Origin of the sequence: Streptomyces sp. NPDC094034 (assembly GCF_040303865.1) — a bacterium.
Classification (GTDB): Bacteria; Actinomycetota; Actinomycetes; order Streptomycetales; family Streptomycetaceae; genus Streptomyces.
The window spans coordinates 31,366-56,992 of sequence record NZ_JBEOUD010000033.1; the positions used below are offsets into that span (position 1 = coordinate 31,366).

Annotated in this window: 23 protein-coding genes and 2 tRNA genes; 12 read left to right on the top strand and 13 right to left on the bottom strand. The window is 68.9% G+C overall.

The features are described 5' to 3' along the window. Positions 1-26: 26 nt before the first annotated feature. The 3 genes from ABTZ59_RS25995 (at position 27) to ABTZ59_RS26005 (ending at position 2,008) form a co-directional block, all read left to right on the top strand. A tRNA-Ile gene (locus ABTZ59_RS25995) sits at positions 27-100 on the top strand. Positions 101-289: 189 nt separating this feature from the next. Continuing rightward, on the top strand, positions 290-424 hold the full coding sequence (locus tag ABTZ59_RS26000) for a DLW-39 family protein (RefSeq protein WP_211266759.1): 135 nt from the start codon (positions 290-292) through the stop codon (positions 422-424). 270 nt (positions 425-694) lie between these two features. Beyond that, complete coding sequence (locus ABTZ59_RS26005) at positions 695-2,008, top strand: hypothetical protein (RefSeq protein ID WP_351416774.1); 1,314 nt, start codon at positions 695-697, stop codon at positions 2,006-2,008. Between the two features lie 12 nt (positions 2,009-2,020). On the opposite strand, the gene ABTZ59_RS26010 is transcribed toward ABTZ59_RS26005, so the two are convergent. Further along, a complete protein-coding gene (locus ABTZ59_RS26010) occupies positions 2,021-3,517 on the bottom strand; it encodes a serine/threonine-protein kinase (RefSeq protein ID WP_351416779.1) in 1,497 nt (498 codons plus the stop codon). 34 nt (positions 3,518-3,551) lie between these two features. Continuing rightward, a complete protein-coding gene (locus ABTZ59_RS26015; RefSeq protein WP_030354386.1) occupies positions 3,552-4,100 on the bottom strand; it encodes a helix-turn-helix domain-containing protein in 549 nt (182 codons plus the stop codon). Positions 4,101-4,286: 186 nt separating this feature from the next. Here ABTZ59_RS26015 and ABTZ59_RS26020 point away from each other — a divergent pair. After that, positions 4,287-4,359: transfer RNA gene (locus ABTZ59_RS26020), tRNA-Ala, on the top strand. A gap of 66 nt (positions 4,360-4,425) precedes the next feature. Here the strand turns inward: ABTZ59_RS26020 and fumC are convergent. The 3 genes from fumC to ABTZ59_RS26035 form a co-directional block, all read right to left on the bottom strand. Beyond that, positions 4,426-5,892 (bottom strand): class II fumarate hydratase, encoded by a 1,467-nt coding sequence (fumC, locus tag ABTZ59_RS26025; protein ID WP_351416787.1) that lies wholly within the window; start codon positions 5,890-5,892, stop codon positions 4,426-4,428. Beyond that, on the bottom strand, positions 5,889-7,550 hold the full coding sequence (locus ABTZ59_RS26030) for an NAD-dependent malic enzyme (protein WP_351416797.1): 1,662 nt from the start codon (positions 7,548-7,550) through the stop codon (positions 5,889-5,891). The genes fumC and ABTZ59_RS26030 overlap by 4 nt, the downstream gene beginning before the upstream one ends. Before the next feature lie 230 nt (positions 7,551-7,780). After that, on the bottom strand, positions 7,781-8,752 hold the full coding sequence (locus ABTZ59_RS26035; protein WP_351416804.1) for an alpha/beta fold hydrolase: 972 nt from the start codon (positions 8,750-8,752) through the stop codon (positions 7,781-7,783). Positions 8,753-9,194: 442 nt separating this feature from the next. Here ABTZ59_RS26035 and ABTZ59_RS26040 point away from each other — a divergent pair, with 442 nt between their 5' ends. Continuing rightward, entirely contained in the window at positions 9,195-9,566 is a 372-nt protein-coding gene (locus ABTZ59_RS26040) for a DUF6344 domain-containing protein (protein WP_351416809.1), read from the top strand. Positions 9,567-9,851: 285 nt separating this feature from the next. Here the strand turns inward: ABTZ59_RS26040 and ABTZ59_RS26045 are convergent, their stop codons facing one another. Further along, positions 9,852-10,562, bottom strand: coding sequence for a DUF5324 family protein (locus ABTZ59_RS26045; RefSeq protein ID WP_351416814.1), 711 nt, complete (start codon positions 10,560-10,562; stop codon positions 9,852-9,854). A gap of 414 nt (positions 10,563-10,976) precedes the next feature. Between ABTZ59_RS26045 and ABTZ59_RS26050 the strand changes: the two genes are divergently transcribed. Continuing rightward, positions 10,977-11,504, top strand: coding sequence for a peptidylprolyl isomerase (locus tag ABTZ59_RS26050; RefSeq protein ID WP_351416819.1), 528 nt, complete (start codon positions 10,977-10,979; stop codon positions 11,502-11,504). A gap of 139 nt (positions 11,505-11,643) precedes the next feature. Continuing rightward, complete coding sequence (locus tag ABTZ59_RS26055) at positions 11,644-12,555, top strand: rhomboid family intramembrane serine protease (protein WP_351416823.1); 912 nt, start codon at positions 11,644-11,646, stop codon at positions 12,553-12,555. A 360-nt stretch (positions 12,556-12,915) separates the two neighbouring features. Here ABTZ59_RS26055 and crgA read toward each other — a convergent pair whose 3' ends face one another. Next, positions 12,916-13,173, bottom strand: coding sequence for a cell division protein CrgA (gene crgA, locus ABTZ59_RS26060; protein WP_030350948.1), 258 nt, complete (start codon positions 13,171-13,173; stop codon positions 12,916-12,918). Between the two features lie 142 nt (positions 13,174-13,315). Here crgA and ABTZ59_RS26065 point away from each other — a divergent pair, with 142 nt between their 5' ends. The 5 genes from ABTZ59_RS26065 to ABTZ59_RS26085 all read left to right on the top strand — a co-directional run bounded on the left by ABTZ59_RS26065 (position 13,316) and on the right by ABTZ59_RS26085 (position 17,240). Beyond that, positions 13,316-14,083: a DUF881 domain-containing protein gene (locus tag ABTZ59_RS26065; protein ID WP_351416830.1), complete on the top strand. Its 768-nt coding sequence runs from the start codon at positions 13,316-13,318 to the stop codon at positions 14,081-14,083. A gap of 157 nt (positions 14,084-14,240) precedes the next feature. Beyond that, entirely contained in the window at positions 14,241-14,420 is a 180-nt protein-coding gene (locus tag ABTZ59_RS26070) for a hypothetical protein (RefSeq protein ID WP_249951440.1), read from the top strand. Continuing rightward, positions 14,417-15,055 carry an aminodeoxychorismate/anthranilate synthase component II gene (locus tag ABTZ59_RS26075; protein WP_249951439.1) on the top strand — a complete coding sequence of 213 codons (639 nt, stop codon included), beginning with the start codon at positions 14,417-14,419 and terminating at the stop codon, positions 15,053-15,055. Before ABTZ59_RS26070 ends, ABTZ59_RS26075 begins: the two co-directional genes overlap by 4 nt. Continuing rightward, positions 15,052-16,413, top strand: a complete 1,362-nt coding sequence (locus tag ABTZ59_RS26080; protein ID WP_351416842.1) for a class E sortase — start codon at positions 15,052-15,054, stop codon at positions 16,411-16,413. The genes ABTZ59_RS26075 and ABTZ59_RS26080 overlap by 4 nt, the downstream gene beginning before the upstream one ends. Positions 16,414-16,463: 50 nt before the next feature. After that, positions 16,464-17,240 carry a class E sortase gene (locus ABTZ59_RS26085; RefSeq protein WP_351416847.1) on the top strand — a complete coding sequence of 259 codons (777 nt, stop codon included), beginning with the start codon at positions 16,464-16,466 and terminating at the stop codon, positions 17,238-17,240. Between the two features lie 87 nt (positions 17,241-17,327). Here the strand turns inward: ABTZ59_RS26085 and pknB are convergent, their stop codons facing one another. From pknB to ABTZ59_RS26115, 6 genes are all read right to left on the bottom strand, one after another. Next, positions 17,328-19,343 (bottom strand): Stk1 family PASTA domain-containing Ser/Thr kinase, encoded by a 2,016-nt coding sequence (gene pknB / locus ABTZ59_RS26090; protein WP_351416853.1) that lies wholly within the window; start codon positions 19,341-19,343, stop codon positions 17,328-17,330. Between the two features lie 167 nt (positions 19,344-19,510). Then, complete coding sequence (locus ABTZ59_RS26095) at positions 19,511-20,977, bottom strand: peptidoglycan D,D-transpeptidase FtsI family protein (protein ID WP_351416858.1); 1,467 nt, start codon at positions 20,975-20,977, stop codon at positions 19,511-19,513. Beyond that, positions 20,974-22,386 carry an FtsW/RodA/SpoVE family cell cycle protein gene (locus tag ABTZ59_RS26100; RefSeq protein ID WP_351416862.1) on the bottom strand — a complete coding sequence of 471 codons (1,413 nt, stop codon included), beginning with the start codon at positions 22,384-22,386 and terminating at the stop codon, positions 20,974-20,976. The genes ABTZ59_RS26095 and ABTZ59_RS26100 overlap by 4 nt, the downstream gene beginning before the upstream one ends. A 29-nt stretch (positions 22,387-22,415) precedes the next feature. After that, positions 22,416-23,921 carry a Stp1/IreP family PP2C-type Ser/Thr phosphatase gene (locus ABTZ59_RS26105; protein ID WP_351416868.1) on the bottom strand — a complete coding sequence of 502 codons (1,506 nt, stop codon included), beginning with the start codon at positions 23,919-23,921 and terminating at the stop codon, positions 22,416-22,418. Positions 23,922-24,062: 141 nt separating this feature from the next. Then, entirely contained in the window at positions 24,063-24,581 is a 519-nt protein-coding gene (locus ABTZ59_RS26110) for an FHA domain-containing protein FhaB/FipA (protein WP_351416873.1), read from the bottom strand. A 10-nt stretch (positions 24,582-24,591) separates the two neighbouring features. After that, positions 24,592-25,464 carry an FHA domain-containing protein gene (locus tag ABTZ59_RS26115; RefSeq protein WP_351416878.1) on the bottom strand — a complete coding sequence of 291 codons (873 nt, stop codon included), beginning with the start codon at positions 25,462-25,464 and terminating at the stop codon, positions 24,592-24,594. Positions 25,465-25,627: the final 163 nt, after the last annotated feature.

The following is a 25,627-nucleotide window of genomic DNA, read 5'->3' on the forward strand; positions in this document are numbered from 1 at the left end:
AGTGCGCTAATCTTCAGGGGCAGCGCGGGGCTATAGCTCAGTTGGTTAGAGCGCATCCCTGATAAGGATGAGGCCACAGGTTCAAATCCTGTTAGCCCCACCGCGACAATCGGCCCGTACGGATCGTCTCCGTACGGGCCGATGTATTTCGCGGACAGTCGCTCTTTGAAGTCCCTTTGTGCTCGGCCGGAGCTCCGCCTCGTTCGCGGGCAGGTCACCGATCGGTATCGGTCGGTGTGTATAGTCGGGCGCCAGAAGTCCCCTACGTCAAGAAAGACGAGGTCGCGCGGTGAAGAAGCTTCTCTTGGTCGCACTGGCCGCCATCGGCGGGCTCCTCGTGTACCGCCAGATCCAGGCGGACCGCGCCGAGCAGGATCTGTGGACGGAGGAGACCGACTCCGTGCCCGCAGGTTCGGGTGTGTGAGACGCAGTAGTCCTGATACGAGATACGAGCCCCGGCCGCCGAGCGGTCGGGGCTCTGTGCTGTCCGGGCCCGTGCTGTCCGGGCCCGCGCGCCCCGCTGCTCCGATGGAATTCACTCACGTGAATCTTTGACTTGCTTACGCGAAGGTCGGGTGTGTGGACAGGCGGTGATCCCGCTGAGCCTGGTGACCCCGCAGACAGCGGAGGGAGCCCCGGGGCAGGATGGACCGACCGACAGGGCCAGGCCGGCCGAGAGGGCGAGGGGAAGCGCGTGAAGTGGCAGTGCGGCAGGGGGCGGGCGGCGGCGAGAGGCCCCAGGGCGGTGGCGGTGGGCGCGGCGGTGTGTCTGCTGGCGGCGGTGCCGGGTCAGGCCAGGGCGGACGGTGAGCCGAGCCCGTACGCCTTCGATCCCGGCGCGCGGCAGATCAGCGGAGCGGCGACCACGAGCGGGGCGAAGCCGCTTGACGCCGGCGGCACGTACCGCGATTCGATCGAACCCGGCGGCACACTCATCTACCGGCTGAACCTCGACGCGGAGACGAACGCCTATGTGTCGGCGGTCGCCGTGCCCGGACCGGGGGCGACCGTCGCCTACGGGGACAAGATCGAGATCTCGGTGCAGAACAGCCGGGGCAGCGACTGCGACTCCAACGACGCGCAATTCGGCGCCGCGAGCAAATTCCCCCGGCCGCTCGCCGCCTACGCCTACCGGCTGATCGAGGAGGGGGCGTCCACCTGCCAGGAGGCCGGCCCGTACTACGTCGTCATCGAGCGGAACGGCGAGGACACCTCCACCCCTGAGCCCTGGGAGCTGGAGATCCGCCATGTCTCCGAGCCGGGGCTCACGGGCCCCGGACCGTCCGAGGCGCCTTCGGGGTGGCCCAGCGCCTCGCCCGACCCGGTCGGCGGTGAGCCGCGGTCGCGGGCGGGCGGCAACGGCTTCTATGACGCGGCGGAGCTGGGGAAGGGCGAGTGGACGTCGGAGATCGAGCCGGGCGCCTCGCTCTTCTACCGGGTGCCCGTGGACTGGGGGCAGCAGATCTTCGCCGCCGCGGACCTGGGCAGCGCGGCGTCCGGGTCGGGGTTCGTGAGCGGCGCGTTCTCCATGGCCCTCTACAACCCGGCGCGAGGGCTCGTCGACACCAGCAACTCGCTCTCGTACACCGGCAAGCAGAAGACGACGTCCCTCGATCCGCTGCCTCCGGTGGCGTACGAGAACCGCTTCGGCTCGCGGACCGGCGACAAGGAGATGAGGTTCGCGGGCTGGTACTACCTGCGCGTCAGCCTCAACCCCGAGGTGGGCGAGAAGTTCGGCCCCGGACCGTACCGGCTGACGCTGCGGATCGACGTCGAGGGCGACCCGAAGGCCGCTCCGGCGTACGCGGGGCCCGCCGGCGAATTCAGCGTGGACCCGGACGACCGGCAGTCGGCGACCGGCGACGGGGCGACCCGAACCGGCGCCGCGGACAACGAGGCGATGAAGTGGGTCGCGGCCGCGGGGATCGGCGCGGGCACCATGCTCGTGCTCGGCCTCGGAGTATGGACGCTGCTCGCGCGGCGGCGCGCGGAAGTGAGCTCCGGCTGAGCGCCCGGACGTTCAGTTCTGGATCTGGGTGAGGGCCCAGATCCCCACGGCGAAACAGGCCAGCGCCAGCAGCAGGACCGGGACCGTCACCTTCGGGGGCGGTCCCGCGCGTTTGACGGGGGCGCGGTGCGCCGGTGGCCGCGGATGGGGGACCGCCGGCTGCTGAAAGGCGACCCCCGGGCTCTGGGCGGTGTACGCGCGGGTGTGGCCCTGTTCGTGCCGGACCGTCGCCGTCTCGGCCTGGGAGAGGTCGGGCGGCGGCGTGGCGTAGTCGTGGTGAGGGGGGATGTGTTGGGCCGGATACGGCGGGACGTAGGCCTGCTGGGGGGCGGGCTGAGCCTGCGGTGCCTGCTGGGGAGCGTGGTCCCGGCTCGGCGGCGGGGGGAGAGGGAAACCGTCGGTCTCCGGCATGGAGGCGGGCCCGGGCGCCGGCATGGGGGGCGGCGAGAGCGGCGTCGAGGGCGGAGTCGAGGGCGGCGGCGTGAGGGACGACGATGCCGTCGCCGGTCCGGTGGGCGGCTGAGCCGTGCGCGGGTCGGTGTACGGGCCGCCGGTGGCCTCGGTGTACGGAGCGGAGGGGTGGCCGCTGGTCCGGGGATCCGTGACGGTACCTGCGGTACTGGCCTGGCCGACGGGACCGGCGGGGCCGAAGGCGGCGGGGAGCGGACCGATCTGGTCGAAGACCTCGACGATCTCGTCGTCGAGGTCGGGCTCGGGCAGCAGCTCCACGGCCGTTGTGAGCGCCTTGCGGGCGCCCGTGGCCGTACGGAACCTCGCGTCCGGATCGGGCTGTAGAAGCCCCGCCAGGACCTGCCACAGCGGCTCGGGGATGCCCTGGGGCGCCCCGGGGGTGCCGTGCGCGGTGAAATGCTCGACCAGGGCCTTGGCGTCCGGCTTCTGACCCTGGAGGAGATAGAGAGCCACGAGACCGACCGCGAAGAGATCGGCGGGGAAGTCCGGCTCGGCGCCCATCATCTGCTCGGGTGCGAAGTAACCGGGTGTTCCCACCACGTAGTTGGTCTCCGTCAGGCGTGGCTCGCCCTTGCGCATGGAGATACCGAAGTCGGACAGCCGCAGATGCGGTCTGCCCGTTCCGGTGGCCTCCAGCAGGATGTTGGCCGGTTTGATGTCGCGGTGCACGACCCCCTCCGCGTGCACCGCGGCCAGACCGGCCAGCAACTGGTCGAGCAGGGTGCAGACCAGGCGCGGCGGCAGCGGCCCGTAGTCGCCGATGACATGCGCCAGCGAGCCGCCGCTCACCAGATCCATGGTGAACAGGACCTTGTCGTCGTCCGCGGCCCAGCTCGCCGGGGCGAGGACATGCGGGTGATCGATCCGCAGGGCCTGCTCCCGTACGAACCGCAGCAGGGTGTGCGCGTCGCTCTGCTGGAGGACCTTCGCCGCCACATAGCGTCTGCGCCGGTGGTCCCAGGCACGCCAGACGGCACCGACACCGCCACGCCCGATCGGGTCGATCAGCTCGTACCGTCCCGCGAAGACCTCACCCATGCGCCGCGCTCGCTCCCCGTCGTCCCGTACGCCGTCAGCTTTGGTGCGCCTCGTAATGGGCGACCGCCTCCGCGGTGCGCCCGGCGCCGTAGACCCTGAGGAACTCTGCCAGTTCGGGCTGGGTCGGGGCGAGGGAGTCGGCGGCATCGATGATGTCGCCGGCCGCCGCGACCGAGCGCAGCAGGGACTGGATCTCGCGGACCACCCGGCGCACGGTCGGCGCGCCCGAACTGTTCGTCGTCTGGCTGGTGCCGGTGAGGACGGAACCCCCCTGGGACTTCTTGATCTCCTCCATCCGGTCCGTGGCCTCCCCGGCGCTCACGCTTCCGTCGGCCACCTGACCGGCCAGATCCTGGAGTGCCTGGACCCGCTGGACCACGGCCGGATTGCCGATCTTCGCGCGTTGACCGCTCATCAACTGGGAGAGCATCGGTGCGGAGAGTCCGAGGACCGCCGCGAGCCGGGCCTGGTTCAGGCCCAGGTCATCTATGAGTCGGCGGAAGAGCGCCCCCAACGGCTCTCCGTACCAGCTCCGCTGAAGTTCTCTGGCTCTGGCAGTCGATTCCTGCTGTGCGGCGTCCATACGCGTCTCCCCATCGCTTCCCCAATGCGGCAGCTTCGCTGCTGCGAACCTCGTGGGGCATCTTACGGAGCGTGGTCGTGCACGGGGAGTCCCCATCCTTTTGCGGGATCGCTCGGGATAGCCGGTACTCTGGTCCCGGTGATGGACGAGCGCTGCTCGGCGGCTCGGCCGTACCCAACCCACCGAGGGGCCTTAGCTCAGTTGGTAGAGCGCTGTCTTTGCATGGCAGATGTCAGGGGTTCGACTCCCCTAGGCTCCACCTATAAATGCCCTCTGACCTGCGGAAACGCAGTTCGGAGGGCATTGTCGCGAGAGCTCTTGGTCCTCAGTGGTGGAGATGGACCATCTTCCTGGGGTCGACGATCCGGTCGAAGTCCTCGGCGCTGATGTATCCGCTGTCGAGCGCCGCCTCCCGGAGGGTGGTGCCCTCGCCGTCGGCCCGGTGGGCGATGCTGCTGGCCTTGTCGTAGCCGATCTCCGGTGAGAGAGCGGTGACGAGCATCAGGGAGCGCGAGAGGTATTCGTCGATCTGCTCGCGGTGCGGCTCCGTCCCTTCGACGCAGTACGTGCGCAGCTTCTCCGACGCGTCGCCGAGGATGCGCGCGGAGTGGAGGAAGTTGTTCACGATGACGGGGCGCATGGCGTTCAGCTCGAAGTTCCCCTGGCTCCCGGCGAACGCGATGGCACTGTCCTCCGCCAGCACCTGGATGCAGACCATCACCATGGCCTCGCACTGGGTTGGGTTGACCTTGCCGGGCATGATCGAACTGCCGGGCTCGTTCGCGGGGAGCGTCAGCTCGCCGAGGCCGCAGCGGGGCCCGGAGGCGAGCCAGCGGATGTCGTTCGCGATCTTCATCAGGGGGACGGCGAGGCCGCGCAGGCCGGCCGAGGCGGCGACCATGGCGTCCAGACCGCCCTGGGCGGCGAAGGAGTTGGCCGCGCTGCGGAACGGAGAGCCGGTCAGCGCCTCGATCCGCTCAGCGACATGGGCGCCGAAGCCCTCGGGGGCGTTGAGGCCCGTACCCACGGCGGTTCCGCCGACGGCGAGCCGGTACAGGTCGGGCAGGGTGGCCTCGACTCTGCCGATGGCGTCGCCGAGTTGGGCGGCGTAGCCGGACCACTCCTCGCCGAGCGACAGCGGAACGGCGTCTTCCAGGTGAGTGCGTCCGATCTTGACGATGTCCGACCACGCGCGGGACTTCGCCGCGATCGCCTCCTGGAGTTGCCTTACTCGGGGGAGGAGATGGCCGTTGATCTCCTGGACGGCGGCAATGTGCATCGCCGTGGGGAAGGTGTCGTTGGAGGACTGGCCCATGTTGACATGGTCGTTGGGATGGACCGGCGTCTTGGAACCGAGCTCGCCGCCCACCAGTTGGATGGCGCGGTTGCTGATCACCTCGTTGACGTTCATGTTGCTCTGGGTTCCGGAACCCGTCTGCCAGACGTACAGGGGGAAGTGGTCGTCCAGCGCACCGGAGATCACCTCGTCGGCCACCCGGGCGATGAGGTCGGCCTTCCAGCGCGGTAGGCGGCCTTCGTCGGCGTTGACGCGGGCGGCCGCTTTCTTGACGTAGCCATAGGCGTGGTAGACGGCCTTGGGCATACGGTCGTCCCCGATGGAGAAGTGGATCAGGGAACGCTGGGTCTGAGCGCCCCAGTAGCGGTCGGCCGGCACGTCCACCGTGCCCATCGAGTCCGTCTCGCGGCGGGTGCCGACCGCGTCTATGCCGATTGATATGTCCCGTACCTTCGGCGGGTGATCGGAGCCTGTGCCACGCTGCCGGGTGGTCATGAGGTCTCCCCCGGCTCCTTGGGCAGCGGCCCGTAGGCGGGTTGCCACATCGCGTCCTGCACCGCCTGGACGAGGTCGTCCGGGTGGCGGGCGCCGGCTTGGGACTCGGCCGCGTGGATGACGGCCTTGGCGACGATCGCCGAGGAGGCACGCAGGTTCGACACCGGCGGCAGCAGGGGCGCGCCTGGCGCTCGGGGGTCCACCTGGCCGGCCACGGCCTCCGCCGCGGCGAGGATCATCGACGCGGTGAGACGGTCCGTACCGGACAGGATGGTCCCCAGGCCGAGACCGGGGTACAGCAATGCGTTGTTGGCCTGTCCTATGACGTGCTGGACGCCGCCGTGGTCCACGGGGTCGACCGGGATTCCGGTCGCCGTCAGCACCTTGCCATCGGTCCAGGCGAGCAGGTCCGAAGGCATGGCCTCGATCTTCTCGGTCGGGTTGGAGAGAGGCAGGATGACGGGGCGCTCGACGTGCCGGGCCATCTCCGTGACGACGTGCCGGTCGAAGGTGCCGGGGCTGGTGGAGGTGCCGATCAGGATCGTCGGCCGGACGTGCTGGACGGTCGTGGGCAGGTCGATCGGCCCGTCCGCCCAGTCCCGTACCTCGGCGCGGGGGCGGGCGTAGGGGGCCTGGAAGTCACGTAGGCCGGGCATGCCGTCGACGAGCAGTCCCTGCTTGTCGACCAGCCATACCTGGCGCGTGGCGGCTGTGATGTCCAGGCCGTCACGGACCATGGCGTCGCGCAGTTGGTCGGCGATGCCCACGCCCGCGGTGCCGGCGCCGAATACGACGACGCGCTGGTCACGGAACGGGACGCCGGTGACCTTCAGGGCGGACATGACCGCGGCCAGCGTGATGGCTCCTGTTCCCTGCATGTCGTCGTTGAACATCCGGTAGCGGTCCTTGTACTCCTCCAGGAGCCGGCGGGCGTTGCCGGGCCCGAAGTCCTCGAAGTGCAGGAGCGCGTTCGGATACAGGTCCGCGACCGTTTCCAGATAGGCCGCGACGAAATCGTCGTACTTCTTGCCCCGCACCCGGCTGTGACGCATGCCCAGGTAGAGCGGGTCGTTCAGCAGGTTCTCGTTGTCGGTGCCGACGTCCAGGACCACCGGCACGCAGCGCCCGGGGTGCAGGCCGGCCGCCGCGGTGTACACGGCGAGCTTGCCGACCGAGATCTGGATCCCGTGCACACCCCAGTCGCCGATGCCCAGGATCTCCTCGGCGTCGGTGGCCACCACCAGGTCCACCTGGTCGCGGTGGAGCCTCAGCGACTCGAAGGCGCGGCGGATGTCCTGAGGCCGGTCGATGGAGAGGTAGATGCCGCGGGGGAGCCGGTACTCGTGGCTGTACCGCTTGATGGCCTCGCCCACGGTGGGGTCGTAGACGATCGGCAGCAGTTCGGCCAGATGATCGGCCAGGACCCGGTAGTACACCACCTCGTTGTGGTTGTGGAGCTGTTCGAGGTAGATGAACTTCGCCAGGTCTGTCGGCCCTTCCCGCAGCTGCTCGTACGCGCGCTGCGCCTGTTGGTCCAGGGTCAGCACGGCGCTGGGCAGGCGACCCGTCAGCCCGAGGCTGTCACGTTCTTCCAGGGTGAAGGCGCTCCCCCGATTGAGCAGCGGGTCGAGGAGGATGGCTGGCGTATGCGTCGGCATCTGCGGCCTCCATCGTCGTCGGCGTGCGTGGCAGTGCCTCCACCCATGCTGAGCCGGATGAGTGGGGCCTGCCACTCGGCTGGGTGAGTCCACCTTGCCGATCCTGTGGCAGGCCCGCTCTCGCTCGCGCCCGATCCGCTTCTCGATCCGGTTCTCGTTCCGCTCTCACTCCGGTCCTCGCTCGCCAGGGGGAGCCAGGGGGCGGCGCGCCAGGGGCAGCGCGCCAGAGGTCAGCGGTCGCGTGCCTGGTGTCTGCGTACGGCCACGATCAGGCCCACGCCCGCGGCGATCGCGACGAGACCGATCAGCCCCGTGGTCGAGGCTGAGCTGCCCGTCGTGGCCAGCGACGGGGTGCCGGAGGCCTCGGTGCGAATGGCGTCGAGGATCAGGCTGGTGACGGTGCCGGGGTGGGAGATCATCGCCACGTGCGAGGAGTTCACCTCGATCGTGTGGGAGCCCGCCCGTTTGGCCTCGAAGCGCTCCAGATCCGGGGCTATCGCGCGGTCCTTGGTGGCGACCAGGAACCAGGACGGGATGGTCTTCCAGGCGGCGGCGTCGGCCTTCTCGGTGAAGGCCGCGGCGCTGATCGGGCGCTGAGTGGCGGCCATCTGCGCGGCGGTGGAGGCCGGGAGGTCCGCGGCGAAGACCTGATGGAACTTCTCGGGCTTGATGTACAGATCGGTGCCTGTCATGCCGTCGCCGCTTTGGAACGGCACCTGTTTGAGCGCCGGGTTGAGCCTGCTTCCGGCGAACTTCGCGCCCAGCGCCCCCAGTGTCTCGCCTTTGGCGGGCATGAACGCCGAGATGTAGACGAGCGCCTTGACGTTGGGGTTGCCGGCCGCGGCCTCGCTGATCAGCGCACCGCCGTAGGAATGCCCGGCGAGGATGAGCGGGCCTTTGAGGCTCTTCAGGACGCTGGCGAGGTAGGCGGAGTCACTGGCGAGCCCGCGCAGCGGGTTCGCGGGGGCTATGACGGGGTAGCCGTCGCGCTGAAGCCGTTCCACCACCCCGTCCCACCCGGAGGCGTCGGCGAACGCGCCATGCACCAGTACCACGGTCGGCTTGGCTATGCCTTTGGCGCCCGAGCCGGTGGATTCGCCGTCGGCGACGGCAGGCGCCGTGAGCGCCGCCACGGAGCACACAGAGGCGAGGGCGGCGACGGGCCGCGAGCGTATGAGCTTTCGGGACGGGCGCAGCGTCATGGCGTTCTCTCTTTCTCTTCTGCCAGGAGGGGCGGGCCGAGCATCAGCTTTTCCGGTTTGTGCTGATACGGCGCGCTCTGAGCGGCAGGCGGGTGACGCCGCGCGGCCGAGCAGGTGGTGAGGCCTCATCCGGGGGCGATCGTGCCGAGTGGCGGCGGAGCGCAAGTCGTGCCTCGGACGACGCGGAGAGGCGGTGCGAAGCCGCCGGAGGGGCGCTGACGTGCGCTGACGTGCGCAGCTACGCGTCGGTGGGCGAGAAGGGAGCGCTGTTTCAGATACGGCGTCGGGCGCGATTCGGCCGCGGATCCGCGGGGCCGGTTGGACCGTACGAGTGGTGTTCATCCGAAGAACTGTCGGACGGCGGCGTAGCTCCGTGGATTTTCAAGATGCGTCCACATCATGAGGAAGGTATGTAAACCGCTCAACCCGAAAGCGAGGGGTCATGGCCGCCTTCAAGGTCAAGAAAATGTGGACTGTCTTCATCACCGCGTTCTTCGCGGTGCTCGCCTCCCTGGGGCTGACCGCCCCGGCCGCGGCCGCCGGCAACGCCGTGCGGCAGCCGGCCGAGCAGCCCGCGCCGGCGCCCGCCGCCGCGGACCACGTCACCGAGGCCGCTCCGGCCAGGGCGACCGTACCCAGGTCGCTGCCACGCGGCCGGTCGCTGCCGCCCACGATCAAGCAGCGTATCCGCGCGGAGGCGCACGGCTCGTCACCTTCGGTCCGTCATCTGCCGGACAGCACGCCGAGCGAGGCCGATGCCCGCGCGGCACACATGAACGCCTACGCCGCCGACGCGGCACTCGTCGCGGCGTGAGGCGTCGGGAACCCCGTGGTCTCCCGGCGCCCGTCACCTCAGGTGCGCCCGTCGCCGACCCCCGTACGCCGGTGGCGCGACGAGGACGACACGGACACAAGGACGCGGGCAACAAGCACGCGGACAGCAGGAACGCGGACAGCGAGAGCGCGGTCGACACGAACGCGGTCGCCGAGCGCGCGGACGACAAGAGCACAGGGGACACGGACTACAGGCGGCGCGGCGAGTACGAGTGCCACGCCCGGTCGGCGCTCTTCATGGCCGTGGTCTGCGCCGGCCCTGTGATCAGGGACGGTCGTCCCGGTCGTTCTCCGACGCCTCGGCCTCGGCCTGCTTCGCCTGGACCTCCGGATCCAGCGGATCGACCACATGGCTGCCGTCCACGGACGTCAGCGGACCACGCTCCGAGACCTCGGTAGCGGCCGGCGGCTCCACGAGCCAGTCCGGATTCGCCTGCTTGTCCCACCATTTCCAGGCGGCGAAAGCCCCGCCCGCCAGCACGCCGAGGATCGCCAGACCCTTGGCCAACCGGCCGGCCCTGGCCCGCCGTTCATGCTTCCTCACCAGCTTCTGGATCTCTTTCGCCGTGACCTGTCCGCGCAGAGCGGCCAGGGCGGCCGCGGAACGTGCCGCTGCCTGTTCGGCCATCGGCTGTGCGGTGGCCACCGCCTGATTCACTCGCGGCACTGTGTAATCCGCCGCCTGACGGGCGGCCTGACGAGTGCGCACCGCGGCGCGGTGAGCGGCTTCATCGACCTTTGGGGGTACCCGGGGCGCCACATGGGCGCTGTACTGAACACGAGCCTGCTGAGCGGCCTTCGATACTGTCGGCGCGAGCCGTACGCGCGCCTCACGGGCGCAGAGCGCGGCCTGTTCCTTGGCCAGAGCGGCCTGTTCCCTGGCCGTACCGGCGTAAGGGGCCACCACTACCGCGGCGTGCTGCACGCTCTCCTTCGCCGAACCGGTAGCGGCGCGCACGCTGTCCATGCGGGTCACAGGATCATCCTCCTCGGTGGCGTTCCGTATTTCGCCTATCCACCCTTTTCGAGATCATGCCTGCTGGGTTCGGTCTCGGCATGCGTTGCGGGCATCCGGGTCATGGAAGACGACGTGGGTGATGTCCGTACATCACGGCCCTCCGCGTGCGTTCCGTACGCGCTGACGGGCGACGACGACGTCATGCCTCCTTCCAGCATGCGCGGGTTCCGGCGTGAGCACACCGCCGTCTCCGCGAATGTTCGCTTTCGGCTGCCCTGAACTGGCGCCTCCCTTGTCTCTCTCGCGCCTCCATCCGGCCTCGAAAACGCCCCAAGACGGGCGTAAAGCGCGTTCGAGGGCAGCGGCCGGGCGGCGATCGCGCCTTCCGTGCGAGGATCGTGAGGGTCAGAGAAGACTTACGGAAGGCAGATCGTGGCCGAGCAGCTTTACGCCACCCTGAAGACCAACCACGGCGACATCGAGGTCCGGCTCCTGCCGAACCACGCGCCGAAGACGGTCAAGAACTTTGTCGAGCTCGCGCAGGGCGACCGGGAGTGGGTCAGCCCGGAGACCGGTCAGAAGACCACGGACAGGCTGTACGACGGCACCGTCTTCCACCGTGTGATCAGCGGCTTCATGATCCAGGGCGGAGACCCGCTGGGCAACGGCACCGGTGGCCCCGGCTACCAGTTCGAGGACGAGTTCCACCCGGACCTCGGCTTCGACAAGCCGTACCTGCTGGCGATGGCCAACGCGGGCCCGGGGACCAATGGCTCGCAGTTCTTCATCACCCTGGCGCCGACGTCCTGGCTGAACCGGAAGCACACCATCTTCGGCGAGGTCTCCAACGAGGCCGGCAAGAAGGTCGTGGACGCCATCGGCGGTACCCAGACCAACCCGCGTACCGACCGCCCGCTGAAGGACGTCGTGATCGAGTCGGTCGTCATCGAGACGCGCTGATCACTCGCACAGTGTCCGGTTCCCCGGTTCGGGGAACCATCCCGCCCTGCCCGTCCGTAGTGGTTACATACCGGACGGGCGGGGCGGTGCGCTGTGGCGTACCGGGCACCGTCCGCCGTCACGAGGACCGAGGGGACCGATGGACCACCCGCCAGGCGGCCACGGAGGCCAGGATCAGCCTGCCGTCACCGAAGGCCTGCCCAGCTGTTACCGGCATCCTGACCGGGAGACGGGCATACGCTGCACCCGCTGCGAGCGCCCCATCTGCCCCGAGTGCATGATCAGCGCCTCCGTCGGCTTCCAGTGCCCGCAATGCGTCCGGCAGGGTTCGGGTACGGGGCACGGGGCGACCGCGAACCGGCCGCGCACTCTCGCCGGCGGCACGGTCGCGGCCGACCCCCGGCTGATCACCAAGATCCTGCTGGGCATCAATGTCGCGCTGTTCGTCGCCGTTCTCGCGGTGGGCGACCGGCACCGGCTCGTCGAGGACCTCGACCTCATCGGCTATGCGTTCAGCCCTGACCTCAACCGGGTCGTCGGCGTCGCGGACGGCGAGTGGTACCGGCTGGTCACCGCCATGTTCCTGCACCAGGAGATCTGGCACATCGCCTTCAACATGCTCGGGCTCTGGTGGCTCGGCGGGCCGCTGGAGGCGGCGCTGGGCCGCGTCCGCTTTCTGGCGCTCTATCTGCTCTCCGGACTGGCCGGCAGCGCCCTCACGTATCTTCTCGCCGCACCGAACCAGCCCTCGCTGGGCGCGTCCGGCGCGATCTTCGGGCTGCTCGGCGCGACCGTCGTACTGATGCGGCGGCTCAACTACGACATGCGGCCGGTCCTCGTCCTGCTGGCGCTGAACCTGGTCTTCACCTTCACCTGGTCCAACATCGCCTGGGAGGCGCATGTCGGCGGGCTGGTGGCCGGTGTGGTGATCGCCATAGGGATGGTGCACGCGCCTCGCGAGCGGCGGGCTCTCGTGCAGTACGGGACCTGTGCGCTGGTGCTGGTGGCGACGGTCGCGCTCATCGCGGCGAGAACGGCCTCACTCACCTGAGCCGTCTCGCTCGCTCGCTCGTCCCACCGGTCGGACTCGGTCGGCTCGGCTTTCCCGCCCGGCTCGGCTTTCTTGCCCGGCTCAGCTGAGCGTGACCCTGTGAGAACGGCCCGTACTCCACAGTTGTCCACAGTGTGTGGCGGATCTTGTGCATCCTGTGGGGAACGTGCGTGCCCCTTGTCGCTGATGTGGGTTTGACCAGCAGCGACAAGGGGCGGGCACGTCATCAGAATGGCGGACGCAGTCACACCGGCGTCAACGTCCCGTGGGGTTATCCACAGATCGTCTGACCTTTTCCCCTGCTGTGGACAACGCTGTGGATAAGTGGGGGCAGGGCTTGACGGCGGAGCGGTGGACCCGCTACTTCCACTGGGTCGAGACACCGAAGCCGGCGGCGATGAAGCCGAACCCGACCACGATGTTCCAGTTCCCGAAGCTCTGCAGCGGAAGATCGCCCTCGGTCACATAGAAGACGACGATCCAGGCCAGGCCGATCAGGAACAAGGCCAACATGACCGGGGCCACCCAGCTCCGGTTGGTCAGCTTGAGGTTGACCGTCTGCTTCGCGGCCGGAGGCGGCGTGAACTCGGCCTTCTTGCGGATACGTGACTTCGGCACGAGGGACTCTCCTGTCGATGCGCTGCGTGACCGCGCAGGGGGACTGAACGGTGTTGCCGGGGCGGAGAGCAGGGGGAACACCGCCGCCCCCGGGCGTCCGTTAGCGTAGTGCTTCCGTGGCGCCTAAGGAGATAAGGGTACGTTGAGCAATTCCGCCGACTCTCCCCCAGGGCCGGTCCGCCGACCGAACAGGCGGCCCGTCCGGCTGCTCACGGCTGCCGTCTTCGCCCTCGCCGGGCTGATCTTCGTGACCAGCTTCAACACGGCCAAGGGCACCAACATCCGTACCGACACCTCGCTGCTCAAGCTCTCCGATCTGATCCACGAACGCGACCGTAAGAACGCCGAACTGGGCGATGCCAACGCGGCGGTACGGCATGACATCGACACCCTCGTCAGCCGTGACCACGGCACCACCGCGGCCGACGAGGACAGGCTGAACGCCCTGGAGGAGGGCGCGGGCACCAAGAAGGTCACCGGCCGGTCACTCACCGTCACGCTCGACGACGCGCCGCCGAACGCCACGGCCAACCCCGGCTATCCCGAGCCGCAGCCCAACGACCTCGTCATCCACCAGCAGGATCTTCAGGCCGTCGTCAACGCCCTGTGGAAGGGCGGCGCGGAGGGCATCCGCGTCATGGACCAGCGGCTGATCTCCACCAGCGCCGTGCGGTGCGTGGGGAATACGCTGATCCTCCAGGGCCGCGTCTACTCACCGCCCTACAAGATCACCGCTGTTGGTGACCAGGGCAAGCTCCGAGAGGCACTCGCCGACTCCCCGGCGGTCCAGAACTACCAGCTGTACGTCAAGGCGTACGGCCTGGGCTGGAAGGTCGACGAGCGCGACAAGGAGACGCTGCCGGGCTACACGGGCACGGTGGATCTGCACTACGCGAAGCCGGTCGGTTAGGGCCTGTCCCAGGGGCGGGCAGCGGGGTGCCGTGCCTCCTGTGACGAAGAGCAAGCCCGAACCTCTGTGCAGCTGACCGATGAACCGCCCAAGTGTCGGTGGAGCCCTTTAGTCTGGTGCCGTACCGCCTGGCGCGGTACCGGACGGAAGGGACAGCATGTACGGCTGGATCTGGCGGCATCTGCCGGGCAACGTGTGGCTGCGGGCGGCGATCTCGCTCCTGCTGGCGCTCGCCGTCGTCTATGTGCTGTTCCAGTACGTCTTCCCCTGGGCGGAGCCGCTGCTTCCGTTCAATGATGTGACGGTCGACGGAGAGGGATCGGGGGCGGCCGGATGAGTGCGCGCATTCTCGTGGTCGACAACTACGACAGCTTCGTCTTCAACCTCGTCCAGTACCTCTATCAACTCGGCGCCGAGTGCGAGGTGCTGCGCAACGACGAGGTGACGACAGCTCACGCCCAGGACGGCTTCGACGGCGTTCTGCTCTCCCCCGGGCCCGGCACACCCGAACAGGCCGGTGTCTGCGTCGAGATGGTGCGTCACTGCGCCGAGACCGCGGTGCCCGTCTTCGGGGTGTGCCTCGGCATGCAGTCGATGGCGGTCGCGTACGGCGGTGTCGTCGGCCGCGCCCCCGAGCTGCTGCACGGCAAGACGTCCCTCGTCACGCACGAGGGCAAGGGCGTCTTCGCCGGGCTGCCTTCGCCGTTCACCGCGACCCGGTATCACTCCCTCGCGGCGGAGCCCGCCACGCTGCCGGCCGAGTTGGAGGTCACCGCGCGCACCGCGGACGGCATCATCATGGGCGTACGCCATCGTGAACTGGCCGTCGAGGGTGTGCAGTTCCACCCGGAGTCGGTCCTGACCGAGCATGGGCATCTGATGCTGGCCAACTGGCTGGCGCAGTGCGGCGATCCGGGCGCGGTGGGCCGGTCGACGGGGCTGGCGCCGGTGGTGGGCAAGGCGCTCGCGTGACGGCACTCCGCCCCGAACACGAAGCGGGTTACGGAGCCTCGTACGAGCAGGGCGGGTACGAGGTCTCCGGAGCGTTCGAGGCGGCCGTGGACGGTCCGGCGGACCCGCTGAAGGATCCGCTCCCGGGACGACCGGGGCAATCGGGGCAATCGGGGCACCCGGGAGAAGCGCGGGGGCGGGGCCAGGGACGCGGACAGACCCAGGGCCACGAGCAAGGACAGCAGCCGGTACGGAAGCAGGGGCGGCACCGGGGACCCCGGCAGCCGGAGCCCGTCCCGGAAGCCGCGGCCCCCGAGCCCGAGTGGTCCGGTGACTACTACCGCCAGTACGCGACGGAGGCACCCCGGGGACCGGAGTCCGGCACCCCCTCGTACTACGCGGACGGTACGGCGCCGATGGCCGACACGGCCCGGATACCGGTGTCCAGACCCGTACCCGTACCCGAGCCCAGGTTGGATGATCAGACCGTCGGACTCCGGACGGCGGACACGCGCCGGGCGGTCGAGCCGGAGCCCGTGACGGGGGGCCGGGCCGAGCGGCGCAGGGCCGCCAAGGGCGGTGGGCGGGGCCGTCGACGCGCAGAGCCCGCCGGAGCCCCCGGGACCGGCGCCGGGGGCGCCTCCGAGGAGCAGGCGCCCGCCAGGCCGCTCTCCCGGGTCGAGGCGCGGCGTGCGGCGCGTGCCCTCAAGGAGAGCCCCGCCGTCATCGCCAGCCGGGCCGTCGGCGAGTTGTTCATCACCTTCGGCGTCCTGATGCTGCTGTTCGTCACGTACCAGCTGTGGTGGACGAACGTGCGGGCCGACCAGTACGCGGGCAACGAGACGAACAAGATCCAGGACAGCTGGACGAAGGACCGGCAGCCGGGCGCCTTCGAGCCGGGGCAGGGCTTCGCCATCATGCATATTCCGAAGCTGGACGTCGTCGTGCCGATCGCCGAGGGCATCAGCAAGTCGCAGGTCCTCGACCGTGGCATGGTCGGCCATTACGCGGAGGGCCGCCTCAAGACGGCGATGCCCGCGGACAAGCAGGGCAACTTCGCGGTGGCGGGCCACCGCAACACCCATGGCGAACCCTTCCGCTACATCAACCAGTTGAAGCCCGGCGACGAGATCATCGTCGAGACGCGCGACGCGTACTACACGTACGACATGGCCAGCATCCTGCCGCAGACGGCGCCGTCGAATGTGAGCGTGATCGGTCCGGTGCCGCCGGGTTCGGGGTTCACGGAGCCCGGTCGCTACATCACGCTGACGACGTGCACGCCGGAATTCACCAGTACCTATCGGCTGATCGTGTGGGGCAAGATGGTGGACGAACGGCCGCGCAGCAAGGGCAAGCCCGACGCTCTCGTCGGCTGACGCCCGGTCCGCGCGCGGACAGACTTCAGGGACTTTTGGGGACGGGTGCGGTGGCAGCCAGTACGGAGCACGACGAGCAGGCCGACGCACCGCCGCCGCCGCCGGACGCGGCCACCGCCTCGGCTCCGGTACGGGCCCGCCGCTCCAGGAGCCCGCTCGCGTCCGCGGTCAGCGTCTTCGGCGAACTGCTCATCACCGCGGGCCTGGTGCTCGGCCTCTTCGTCGTCTACTCGCTGTGGTGGACGAACGTCCTGGCCGATCGCGAGGCCGCCAAGCAGGGCGACGACGTACGTCATGGCTGGGCGCAGGAGAAGAAGCCGGACGGAACGCCCCGGACCTACGACTCCGAGGACGGCGTCGGCTTTCTGCACGTTCCGGCGATGGACAGCCGCGAGGTGCTGGTCAAGAAGGGCACCTCGACCTCGTCGCTGAACGACGGAATCGCCGGCTACTACACCGAGCCCGTCAAGTCGGCTCTCCCCTGGGACGAGACGGGCAACTTCACGCTGGCCGCGCACCGGGACGGCCACGGCGCGAGATTCCACAACATCCACAAGCTCAAGACCGGTGATCCCATCGTCTTCGAGACTCGCGACACCTGGTACATCTACAAGGTCTTCAAGGAGCTCCCGAAGACCTCGAAGTACAACGTGGACGTACTCCAGCCGGTCCCCAAGGAGTCGGGGAAGAAGAAGGCCGGCCGCTATCTCACCCTGACGACCTGCACGCCGATCTACACCTCGGACTACCGCTACATCGTCTGGGCCGAGCTGGAGCGCACGGAGAAGGTCGACAAGAACCGCACGCCGCCGCCCGAACTCGGCTGAGACCGGCCCAAGGACGATAGATACGGAACAGCCCCGGCGCCCTCTCGGAGGGGGCCGGGGCTGTTCGCGGTTCCGCTTGTTCTGCTGTCAGCCCTCGTTACGGAAGTTGGCGCCGGCCGGGCCGCCGAAGAAGCCGCCTCCGTTGTTGTTGCCACCGCCGTTGTTGTTGCCCTGGCCGCCCACGGTGGTCAGGGTGACGGTGTCGTTCTTGTTGACCTGCGCGCCGGGCTGGGGATCGCTGTTTATCACCACGGCGTTGGGGTCGTTCGGCGAGTTCGGCGCGAGCGCGACATTGAGCGCCAGGCCCTGGAGGATGCCCTGGACTTCTCCGAAGGTCTTGCCGCGGATGTCACCGGGGATCGTGACCTTCTCCTGCTGCGGGCCCTTGGAGACCTTCAGTGTGATCTGCTCGCCCTTGGCCGCCTTGGTGCCGCCCTGCGGGTTCTGCTCAACAACCGTGCCCAGGGGCTGCGCCGAGTCCACGTCGGTGCGTGCGACCGTGAATCCGAGCGTCTTCAGCTGGGCCTCGCCGTTGTCCACCAGCAGGCCGGTCACGTCCGGGACCGGAATCTGGCTCTGCGTGGCGATCGTCAGCGTTATCTTCGACGCCTTCTCGACCATGGAGCCGCCCGCCGGGTCCTGCGAGAGCACCGTCCCGGGATCCTCGTCCGACTCCTCCTGCTTGTAGTCGACCTTGAAGTTCTCGGCCTCCAGGATGTCCGTCGCGCTCTGCTTCTGCTTGTCGACGACATCAGGGACCTTGACCTGCGGAGCACCCTCCGAGACGACGACCTGGATGGTCTCGCCCTGGGCCATCTGGCCGCTGGCCGGGATCTGGCTGCAAATGGAGCCCTTGGGCACGTCGCAGCGTTCCGAGCCTGACTGCGTGACCTTCACGCTCGCGTTGTCCGCGAGCTCCTGGGCCTCGGTGAGCGTCTTGCCAACGAGTTGGGGGACGTCCAGCCGGCTGGTCCCGCCACCGTTGTCGCCGAAGACCGACTTGCCGATCAGGATGGCGCCGACCAGTACCAGGACGCCCGCGACCGCCAGCAGGATCGTCGAGGTGTTGGACTTCTTCTGCCGGCGCCTGGCCGGGCGGTCGTCGTAGCCGCCGTAGCCGTCGTCCGGGCCGACGGGCGGGAGCATGGACGTCTGGCCGCCCGGGTCGCCCTGGCGCATCGCCGTCGTCGGCTGGTCCGGCGGGCCGCCGTATCCGCCGCCTCCGTAGCCGACCGCGCCCATGGCCGCGGTGGCGGCGACGGGCTGGCCGTCGAGGCACGCCTCGATGTCGGCGCGCATCTCGTCGGCGGACTGGTAGCGGTAGTCGGGGTCCTTGACGAGGGCCTTCAGCACGATCGCGTCCATCTCGGGCGTGATCTCCGGGTCGAAGACGCTGGGCGTCTGCGGCTCTTCCCGTACGTGCTGGTAGGCGACGGCGACCGGGGAGTCCCCGATGAAGGGCGGCCGGACCGTCAGCAGTTCGTAGAGCAGACAGCCGGTGGAGTAGAGGTCGGACCGCGCGTCGACCTGCTCGCCCTTGGCCTGCTCGGGGGAGAGGTACTGGGCGGTGCCGATGACGGCGGAGGTCTGCGTCATCGTCATCCCGGAGTCGCCCATGGCGCGGGCGATGCCGAAGTCCATGACCTTGACCTGGCCGGTGCGCGTCAGCATGACGTTGGCCGGCTTGATGTCACGGTGGACGATGCCGTTGCGGTGGGAGTACTCCAGTGCCTGGAGGATGCCGACCGTCATCTCCAGCGTGCGCTCAGGCAGGAGTCTGCGCCCGGAGTGCAGCAGCTCTCTCAGGGTCGAGCCGTCGACGTGCTCCATCACGATGTACGGGAGGGACACCCCGTCGACGTAGTCCTCGCCGGTGTCATAGACCGCGACGATCGCCGGGTGGTTGAGCGAGGCGGCCGACTGGGCCTCTCGGCGGAACCGGGCCTGGAAAGACGGATCGCGGGCGAGATCCGCCCGGAGCGTCTTCACGGCGACGGTGCGGCCGAGCCGGGTGTCATGCGCGAGGTAGACCTCCGCCATGCCACCACGGCCGAGCACCGAGCCCAGCTCGTACCGGCCGCCGAGGCGACGCGGCTCTTCCATAACGTTCCAGCCCTCTCCGTCAGTCCCGACCGCACCCGTGTGTGGTCCGGCGGTGTGCTGTTCGCGCCTACGCTACCGGGCACGCCGCATGCGGTTGGCCCGTAACGGTCACCTGATATACGACCGGTATCGCAATGTGCAGGAATGGACGTGAGCCGTGACCGGCGTCACTTCTTGCTGTCGAGAACCGCCTTCATCACGCTCTTCGCGATGGGGGCGGCCAGGCCGCCGCCGGAGATGTCGTCGCGGCTGGCGTTGCTGTCCTCGACGACGACCGCGACGGCGACCGGGGAGCCGTTGTCCGCCTTGGCGTACGAGATGAACCAGGCGTACGGGTTCTTGCTGTTGTTCTCGCCGTGCTGGGCGGTACCGGTCTTGCCGCCGACCGTCACGTTCGGGATGCGCGCGTTCTTGCCGGTGCCGTCGTTGACGACCGTCTCCATCATGCTCTGGAGCTTCTGCGCGTTCTCCTGGCTGAGGGGGCGGCTCAGCTCCTCGGGCTCGGTCTTGTCGAGCACGTCCAGATCCGGCGACTCAAGACGGTCGATCATGTACGGCTTCATCAGCTTGCCGTCATTGGCGATCGCGGCGGTGACCATGGCCATCTGGAGCGGGGTGGTACGGGTGTCGAACTGGCCGATCGAGGACAGCGCGGTCTGGGACTCGTTCAGCTCCTCCGGGAAGATCGAGGCGTCGGCGCGCACCGGGATGAACTGCTCCTGGTTGAAGCCGAACTTCTTCGCGGTCTCCAGCATCTTGTCCTTGCCGAGATCCGAGCCGAGCTTGCCGAAGACGGTGTTGCAGGAGACGCGCAGCGCGGTGCGCAGCGTGGCGTTCTCGCAGGGGATGTTGCCCTCGTTCTTCAGCGGGGTGGTCGTCCCGGGCATGATCCACGGCAGCGGCGTTTCCGTGTTCGCGTCGATGTCCGTGACCGTGCCGTGCTCCAGGGCGGCGGCCGCGGTGACCACCTTGAACGTGGAGCCGGGCGGGTAGGTCTGGCGCAGCGCCCGGTTGAGCATCGGGTCGGCGGGGTTGTTCTTCTTGTCCAGGCCGACCCAGGCCTTGGTGTCCTTGCTGCTGTTCCCGGCGAACGTGGCCGGGTCGTAGCTGGGGGTGGAGGCCAGCGCCAGGATCCTGCCCGTCTGTGGGTCGATCGCCGCGACGGCGCCCTTCTTGTCGCCCAACCCCTCGAAGGCGGCCTTCTGGGCGGCGCCGCTGAGGGTGGTGACGACGTTGCCGCCCTTCTTCTCCTTGCCGGTGAACATGCCCATGGTGCGGTCGAAGAAGAGCCGGTCGTCGTTGCCGGTGAGGATGCCGTCCTCGATCTTCTCGATCTGGTTGGCGTCGAAGGCCTGCGAGGCGTAGCCGGTGACGGGCGCCCACATGGGTCCGTTGGTGTAGGTGCGCTTGTAGACGAAGTCGGTGTCGTCCGTCTTGACGGAGCCGGTGATCGGCTTGCCGTCGACGATGATGTTGCCGCGCTCGTTGCTGTACCGCTCGATCAGGACGCGACGGTTGTTCTTGTGCGAGTTCAGCTCGTCCGCGCGGACGTACTGGAGCCAGTTGTCCCGGAGGAGCAGCGCGAGGACGAGCAGCCCGCAGAAGATCGCGATTCGGCGCAGGGGCTTGTTCACGGTCGGACCACCTGGGTCATCTCGGCGTCGGGTGAGGGAGCCGGAGCCGGTGCGGGCCGGCGCGCGGTGTCGCTGATACGGATCAGGATTCCGATCAGGGCCCAGTTGGCGAGTACGGAGGAGCCGCCGGCCGCGACGAACGGCATGGTCATACCGGTCAGCGGGATGAGCCCCATGACGCCGCCGGCGACCACGAAGACCTGGATGGCGAAGGCGCTGGAGAGGCCGATGGCGAGGAGCTTGCCGAAGGGGTCGCGGGCGGCGAGGGCGGTACGTACGCCGCGCTCCACGATCAGCCCGTACAGCAGCAGGAACGCCATCGTGCCGGCGAGGCCGAGCTCCTCGCCGACGGTGGTGAGGATGAAGTCGGCGTTGGCGGCGAAGCCGATGAGGTCGGAGTTGCCCTGGCCGAGCCCCGTGCCGAGCGTGCCGCCCGAGCCGAAGGACAGCAGGGCGTCGCCGATCTGCTGGCAGGCGCCGTCGGTCGCGTAACAGGAGAACGGATCCTGCCAGGCGTTCACGCGGGCCTGGACGTGCGGTTCGAAGGTGGCGACACCGACGGCTCCGCCGACCGACATCAGCAGGCCGAAGACGATCCAGCTGGTCCGCTCGGTGGCGACGTAGAGCATGACCACGAAGAGGCCGAAGAAGAGCAGTGAGGTACCGAGGTCGGTCTCGAACACCAGGATGAGGATCGAGAGGGCCCAGATGCCGAGGATCGGTCCGAGGTCGCGGCCGCGGGGCAGGTAGAGCCCCATGAAGCGGCGGCTGGCGAGGGCCAGGGCATCGCGCTTGACCATCAGATAGCCGGAGAAGAAGACCGCGATGATGATCTTCGCGAACTCTCCGGGCTGGACGTTGAAGCCCGCGATGCTGACCCAGATCTTGGCGCCGTTCCTGGCGGGGAAGAACATGGGCAGGATCAGCAGGAACAGCGCGACGGCCATCGAGATGTACGTGTAGCGCTGGAGGATGCGGTGATCCTTGAGGAGCAGCAGGACGGCCGCGAAGAGCGCGATGCCCAGTGCCGAGTACATCAGCTGCTTCGTCGCGGACGGGCTGAACGCGCCGAAGCTGAGCTCGGCGAGCCGGATGAGCCGGGGTGACTGGTCGAGGCGCCAGATCAGTACCAGCCCGAGGCCGTTGAGCAGCGTCGCCAGCGGCAGCAGCAGCGGGTCGGCGTAGCGGGCGAATTTGCGCACCACGAGGTGGGCGACGCCGGCGAGCAGGCCGAGGCCGAGGCCGTAACCGAGCATGCCGGTGGGCACCTTGCCGTCGATCGCGAGCCCGACGTTCAGGTAGGCGAACACCGGGATGGCGACGGCGAAGGCGAGCAGGGCAAGCTCGGTGTTGCGACGGCTCGGTGCTTCGATGGCGCCGATGGTGGTCGTGTTGGTGACTACGCTCATGGTGGTGAAGGGCCCCCTACGGCCGGCTCCTACTGCTTACCGCAGTTCGAGGCCACTTTCTGCTCCTCTTCCGAGAGGCTGGGGCCCGGACTCGGAGCGGCTGCTTTCGGCTTGATGTCGGTGGTCACCGCGGAGGTGTTCGTACCGGTCGTGCCGCCGGCCTCTCCTTCGCCGGTGATCACATTGGCCTCGCGGTCGGCCTGACGGCGCTGTTCGTCCTTCTTGCAGGCCGATGCCTGGACGGCGAGCTCATCGATCTTGTCGCGTCCACCGGCGAGGCTGCTCTCCGCGATCGTGGCCTCGACCTGCTTGCGCTGGTAGTCCGGAAGGTACTTGAGTTCGATGTCGGTTTCCTTCTCGATCTTCGAGAGGGAGACCCAGCCGAGGTCCTGGCTGATGCCCCGGTAGAGCGCGACGTGGTCCTTGTTGGCGCCGACGTAGTACTGCGTCTGCGTCCAGTAGTAACCGCCGTACAGGCCCCCGCCGGCGACGGCGAGCGCGAGGATGGCGTAGAAGGACGTCTTGAGCCACCGGCGGCGCGGGCGGGGCTTGACGAACTCCTCGTCGTCGTAGGCCCCGAAGCCGCCTCCGGGCGGCATTCCGTCATAGCCGGCGCTGTCGCCGCTGCCGGGCGGGCCGAAGCCGCCTCCGCCGGGCTGCGGCGGTACGGCACGGCCGAGGCCCGCGGCGCGGCCCGCCGGGGTCTGCATCGCGGCGGCGTTCTCGGCGGAGCTGAGCGGGAGCTGGTTCTCGGCGACCGCCCCGACCACCACCGGGGTGTCGTTGAGCTGACCGGCCAGGGTGTCGTTGGACTCGACGTCCAGGACGTCGGCCACGATGCAGGTGATGTTGTCGGGGCCGCCGCCGCGCAGCGCGAGCTGGATGAGCGCCTGGATGGTCTCCTGAGGGCCCTGGTAGCTGGCGAGCGTCTCCTCCATCGTCTGGTGGGAGACGACGCCGGAGAGGCCGTCGGAGCAGATCAGATAGCGGTCACCGGCCCGGACTTCACGGATGGAGAGATCGGGCTCCACATGGTCGCCGCTGCCCAGCGCGCGCATCAGCAGGGAGCGCTGCGGGTGGGTGGTGGCCTCTTCCTCGGTGATCCGGCCCTCGTCGACCAGCCGCTGCACCCAGGTGTGGTCCTGGGTGATCTGGGTCAGTACGCCGTCGCGCAGGAGGTAGGCGCGCGAGTCGCCGACATGGACGAGGCCGAGGCGCTGGCCGGTCCAGAGCAGAGCGGTGAGCGTGGTGCCCATGCCCTCCAGCTGCGGGTCCTCCTCGACCATGACGCGCAGCTGGTCGTTGGCGCGCTGCACCGCCGTGCCGAGCGAGGTGAGGATGTCCGACCCCGGCACGTCGTCGTCGAGCTGTACGAGGGTGGAGATCACCTCGGAGGAGGCGACCTCGCCCGCGGCCTGGCCGCCCATGCCGTCGGCGATGGCCAGCAGCCGGGGACCGGCGTAACCGGAGTCCTCGTTGCCCTCCCGGATCATGCCTTTGTGCGATCCGGCGGCGAAGCGCAGAGACAGACTCATGCGCACCTCGCCCGTCGGCTCGCCGGTCGACTGTCGCGCCAGCCGGTCTCGAGCCACACTGCCCACCCTCCGGTCGGGAGTCGGCCGCGGTCCGCCGTCGGTACCGCCGCGGCTCGCTCGCTCCGCTCGCTCATTGTCGTACTACTTCCGCAGCTCGATGACGGTCTTGCCGATGCGGATCGGAGCGCCAAGCGCGATCGGTGTCGGGGTCGTGAGCCGGGTCCGGTCGAGATACGTGCCATTGGTGGAGCCGAGGTCCTCGACGATCCACTGGCCGTCGCGGTCCGGGTAGATCCTGGCATGCCTGCTGGACGCGTAGTCGTCGTCCAGCACGATCGTCGAGTCGTGCGCGCGGCCCAGCGTGATGGTCTGCCCCTGGAGGGCCACCGTGGTGCCGGTGAGGCTGCCCTCGGACACGACGAGCTTGGTGGGGGCACCTCGGCGCTGACGGCCCCCCTGTTGCTGCTGCTGGCGCTGCTGGGGCGGCGCCGGTGACTGGCGTGCCTGCTGTGATCTGGCGTCGGCGTTGCGGCGCGAGCCGCGCTGCGTGACGCGTGTTCCGAACAGGTCGCTGCGGATGACCTGTACGGCCACGATCACGAACAGCCACAGAACGGCCAGGAAACCTAGCCGCATGACCGTCAGGGTCAGCTCTGACATTGCCCCCGCTTCACCCTTCGGCTTGCCGGTAAACGATGGTGGTGTTGCCCACGACGATCCGCGAGCCGTCGCGGAGCGTAGCGCGGGTGGTGTGCTGTCCGTCTACCACGATGCCGTTGGTCGACCCGAGGTCCTGGATGGTCGAGGGCGTTCCGGTCCGGATCTCGCAGTGCCTGCGCGATACACCGGGGTCGTCGATCCGTACGTCCGCGTCGGTGCTGCGGCCGAGGACGAGCGTCGCGCGGGAGATCTGGTGGCGGGTGCCGTTGATCTCGATCCAGCGGCGCACCTGGCCGTGTGACGACGCGCCGGGACCGGGGGCCGGGGGCCGGTGCGCCGCGGGTGCGTGGCCGCCGCCGGGTGGCGGAGCCGTCGGCATGGGGGGGACGGCGGCAGGAGGGTACCCGTAGCCGCCCCGAGCGCCCCCTGGCACGCCGCCGCCCTGGGGGGAGGCGGGCACCGGGTGGCCCGCGTGGCCCGCCGGACCGCGCTCGGGCGCCTGGGACGTGCTCGACGCCAGCGTGCGGCTGCGGACACGGTACAGGCCGGTGTCGAGATCCTCGGCCTTCTCCAGATGGACCTTGATCGGGCCCATGAAGGTGTAGCGCTGCTGCTTGGCGTAGTCGCGGACGAGCCCGGACAGCTCGTCGCCGAGCTGTCCCGAGTACGGGCTGAGACGCTCGTAGTCGGGCGTGCTCAGCTCCACGATGAAGTCATTGGGGACGACCGTCCGCTCGCGGTTCCAGATCGTCGCGTTGTTGTCGCACTCGCGCTGGAGGGCACCCGCGATCTCGACGGGCTGGACCTCGGACTTGAACACCTTCGCGAAGGTGCCATTGACCAAACCTTCGAGACGCTGTTCGAAACGCTTCATGACTCCCATGGGGCACCTCCTCCGTAGTGGCCGTCCTGGTACTGCTTACTGATCGTATCCACGCGTCGGGAAATCGGCTGGTTCCCCTTGTCTGCCCCGTCGATGAGTGTCACCTCTCACACGGATCGTAGAGGCGGCCTGACGCCAGTGTCCCGCACCCGGGGTGCACTCA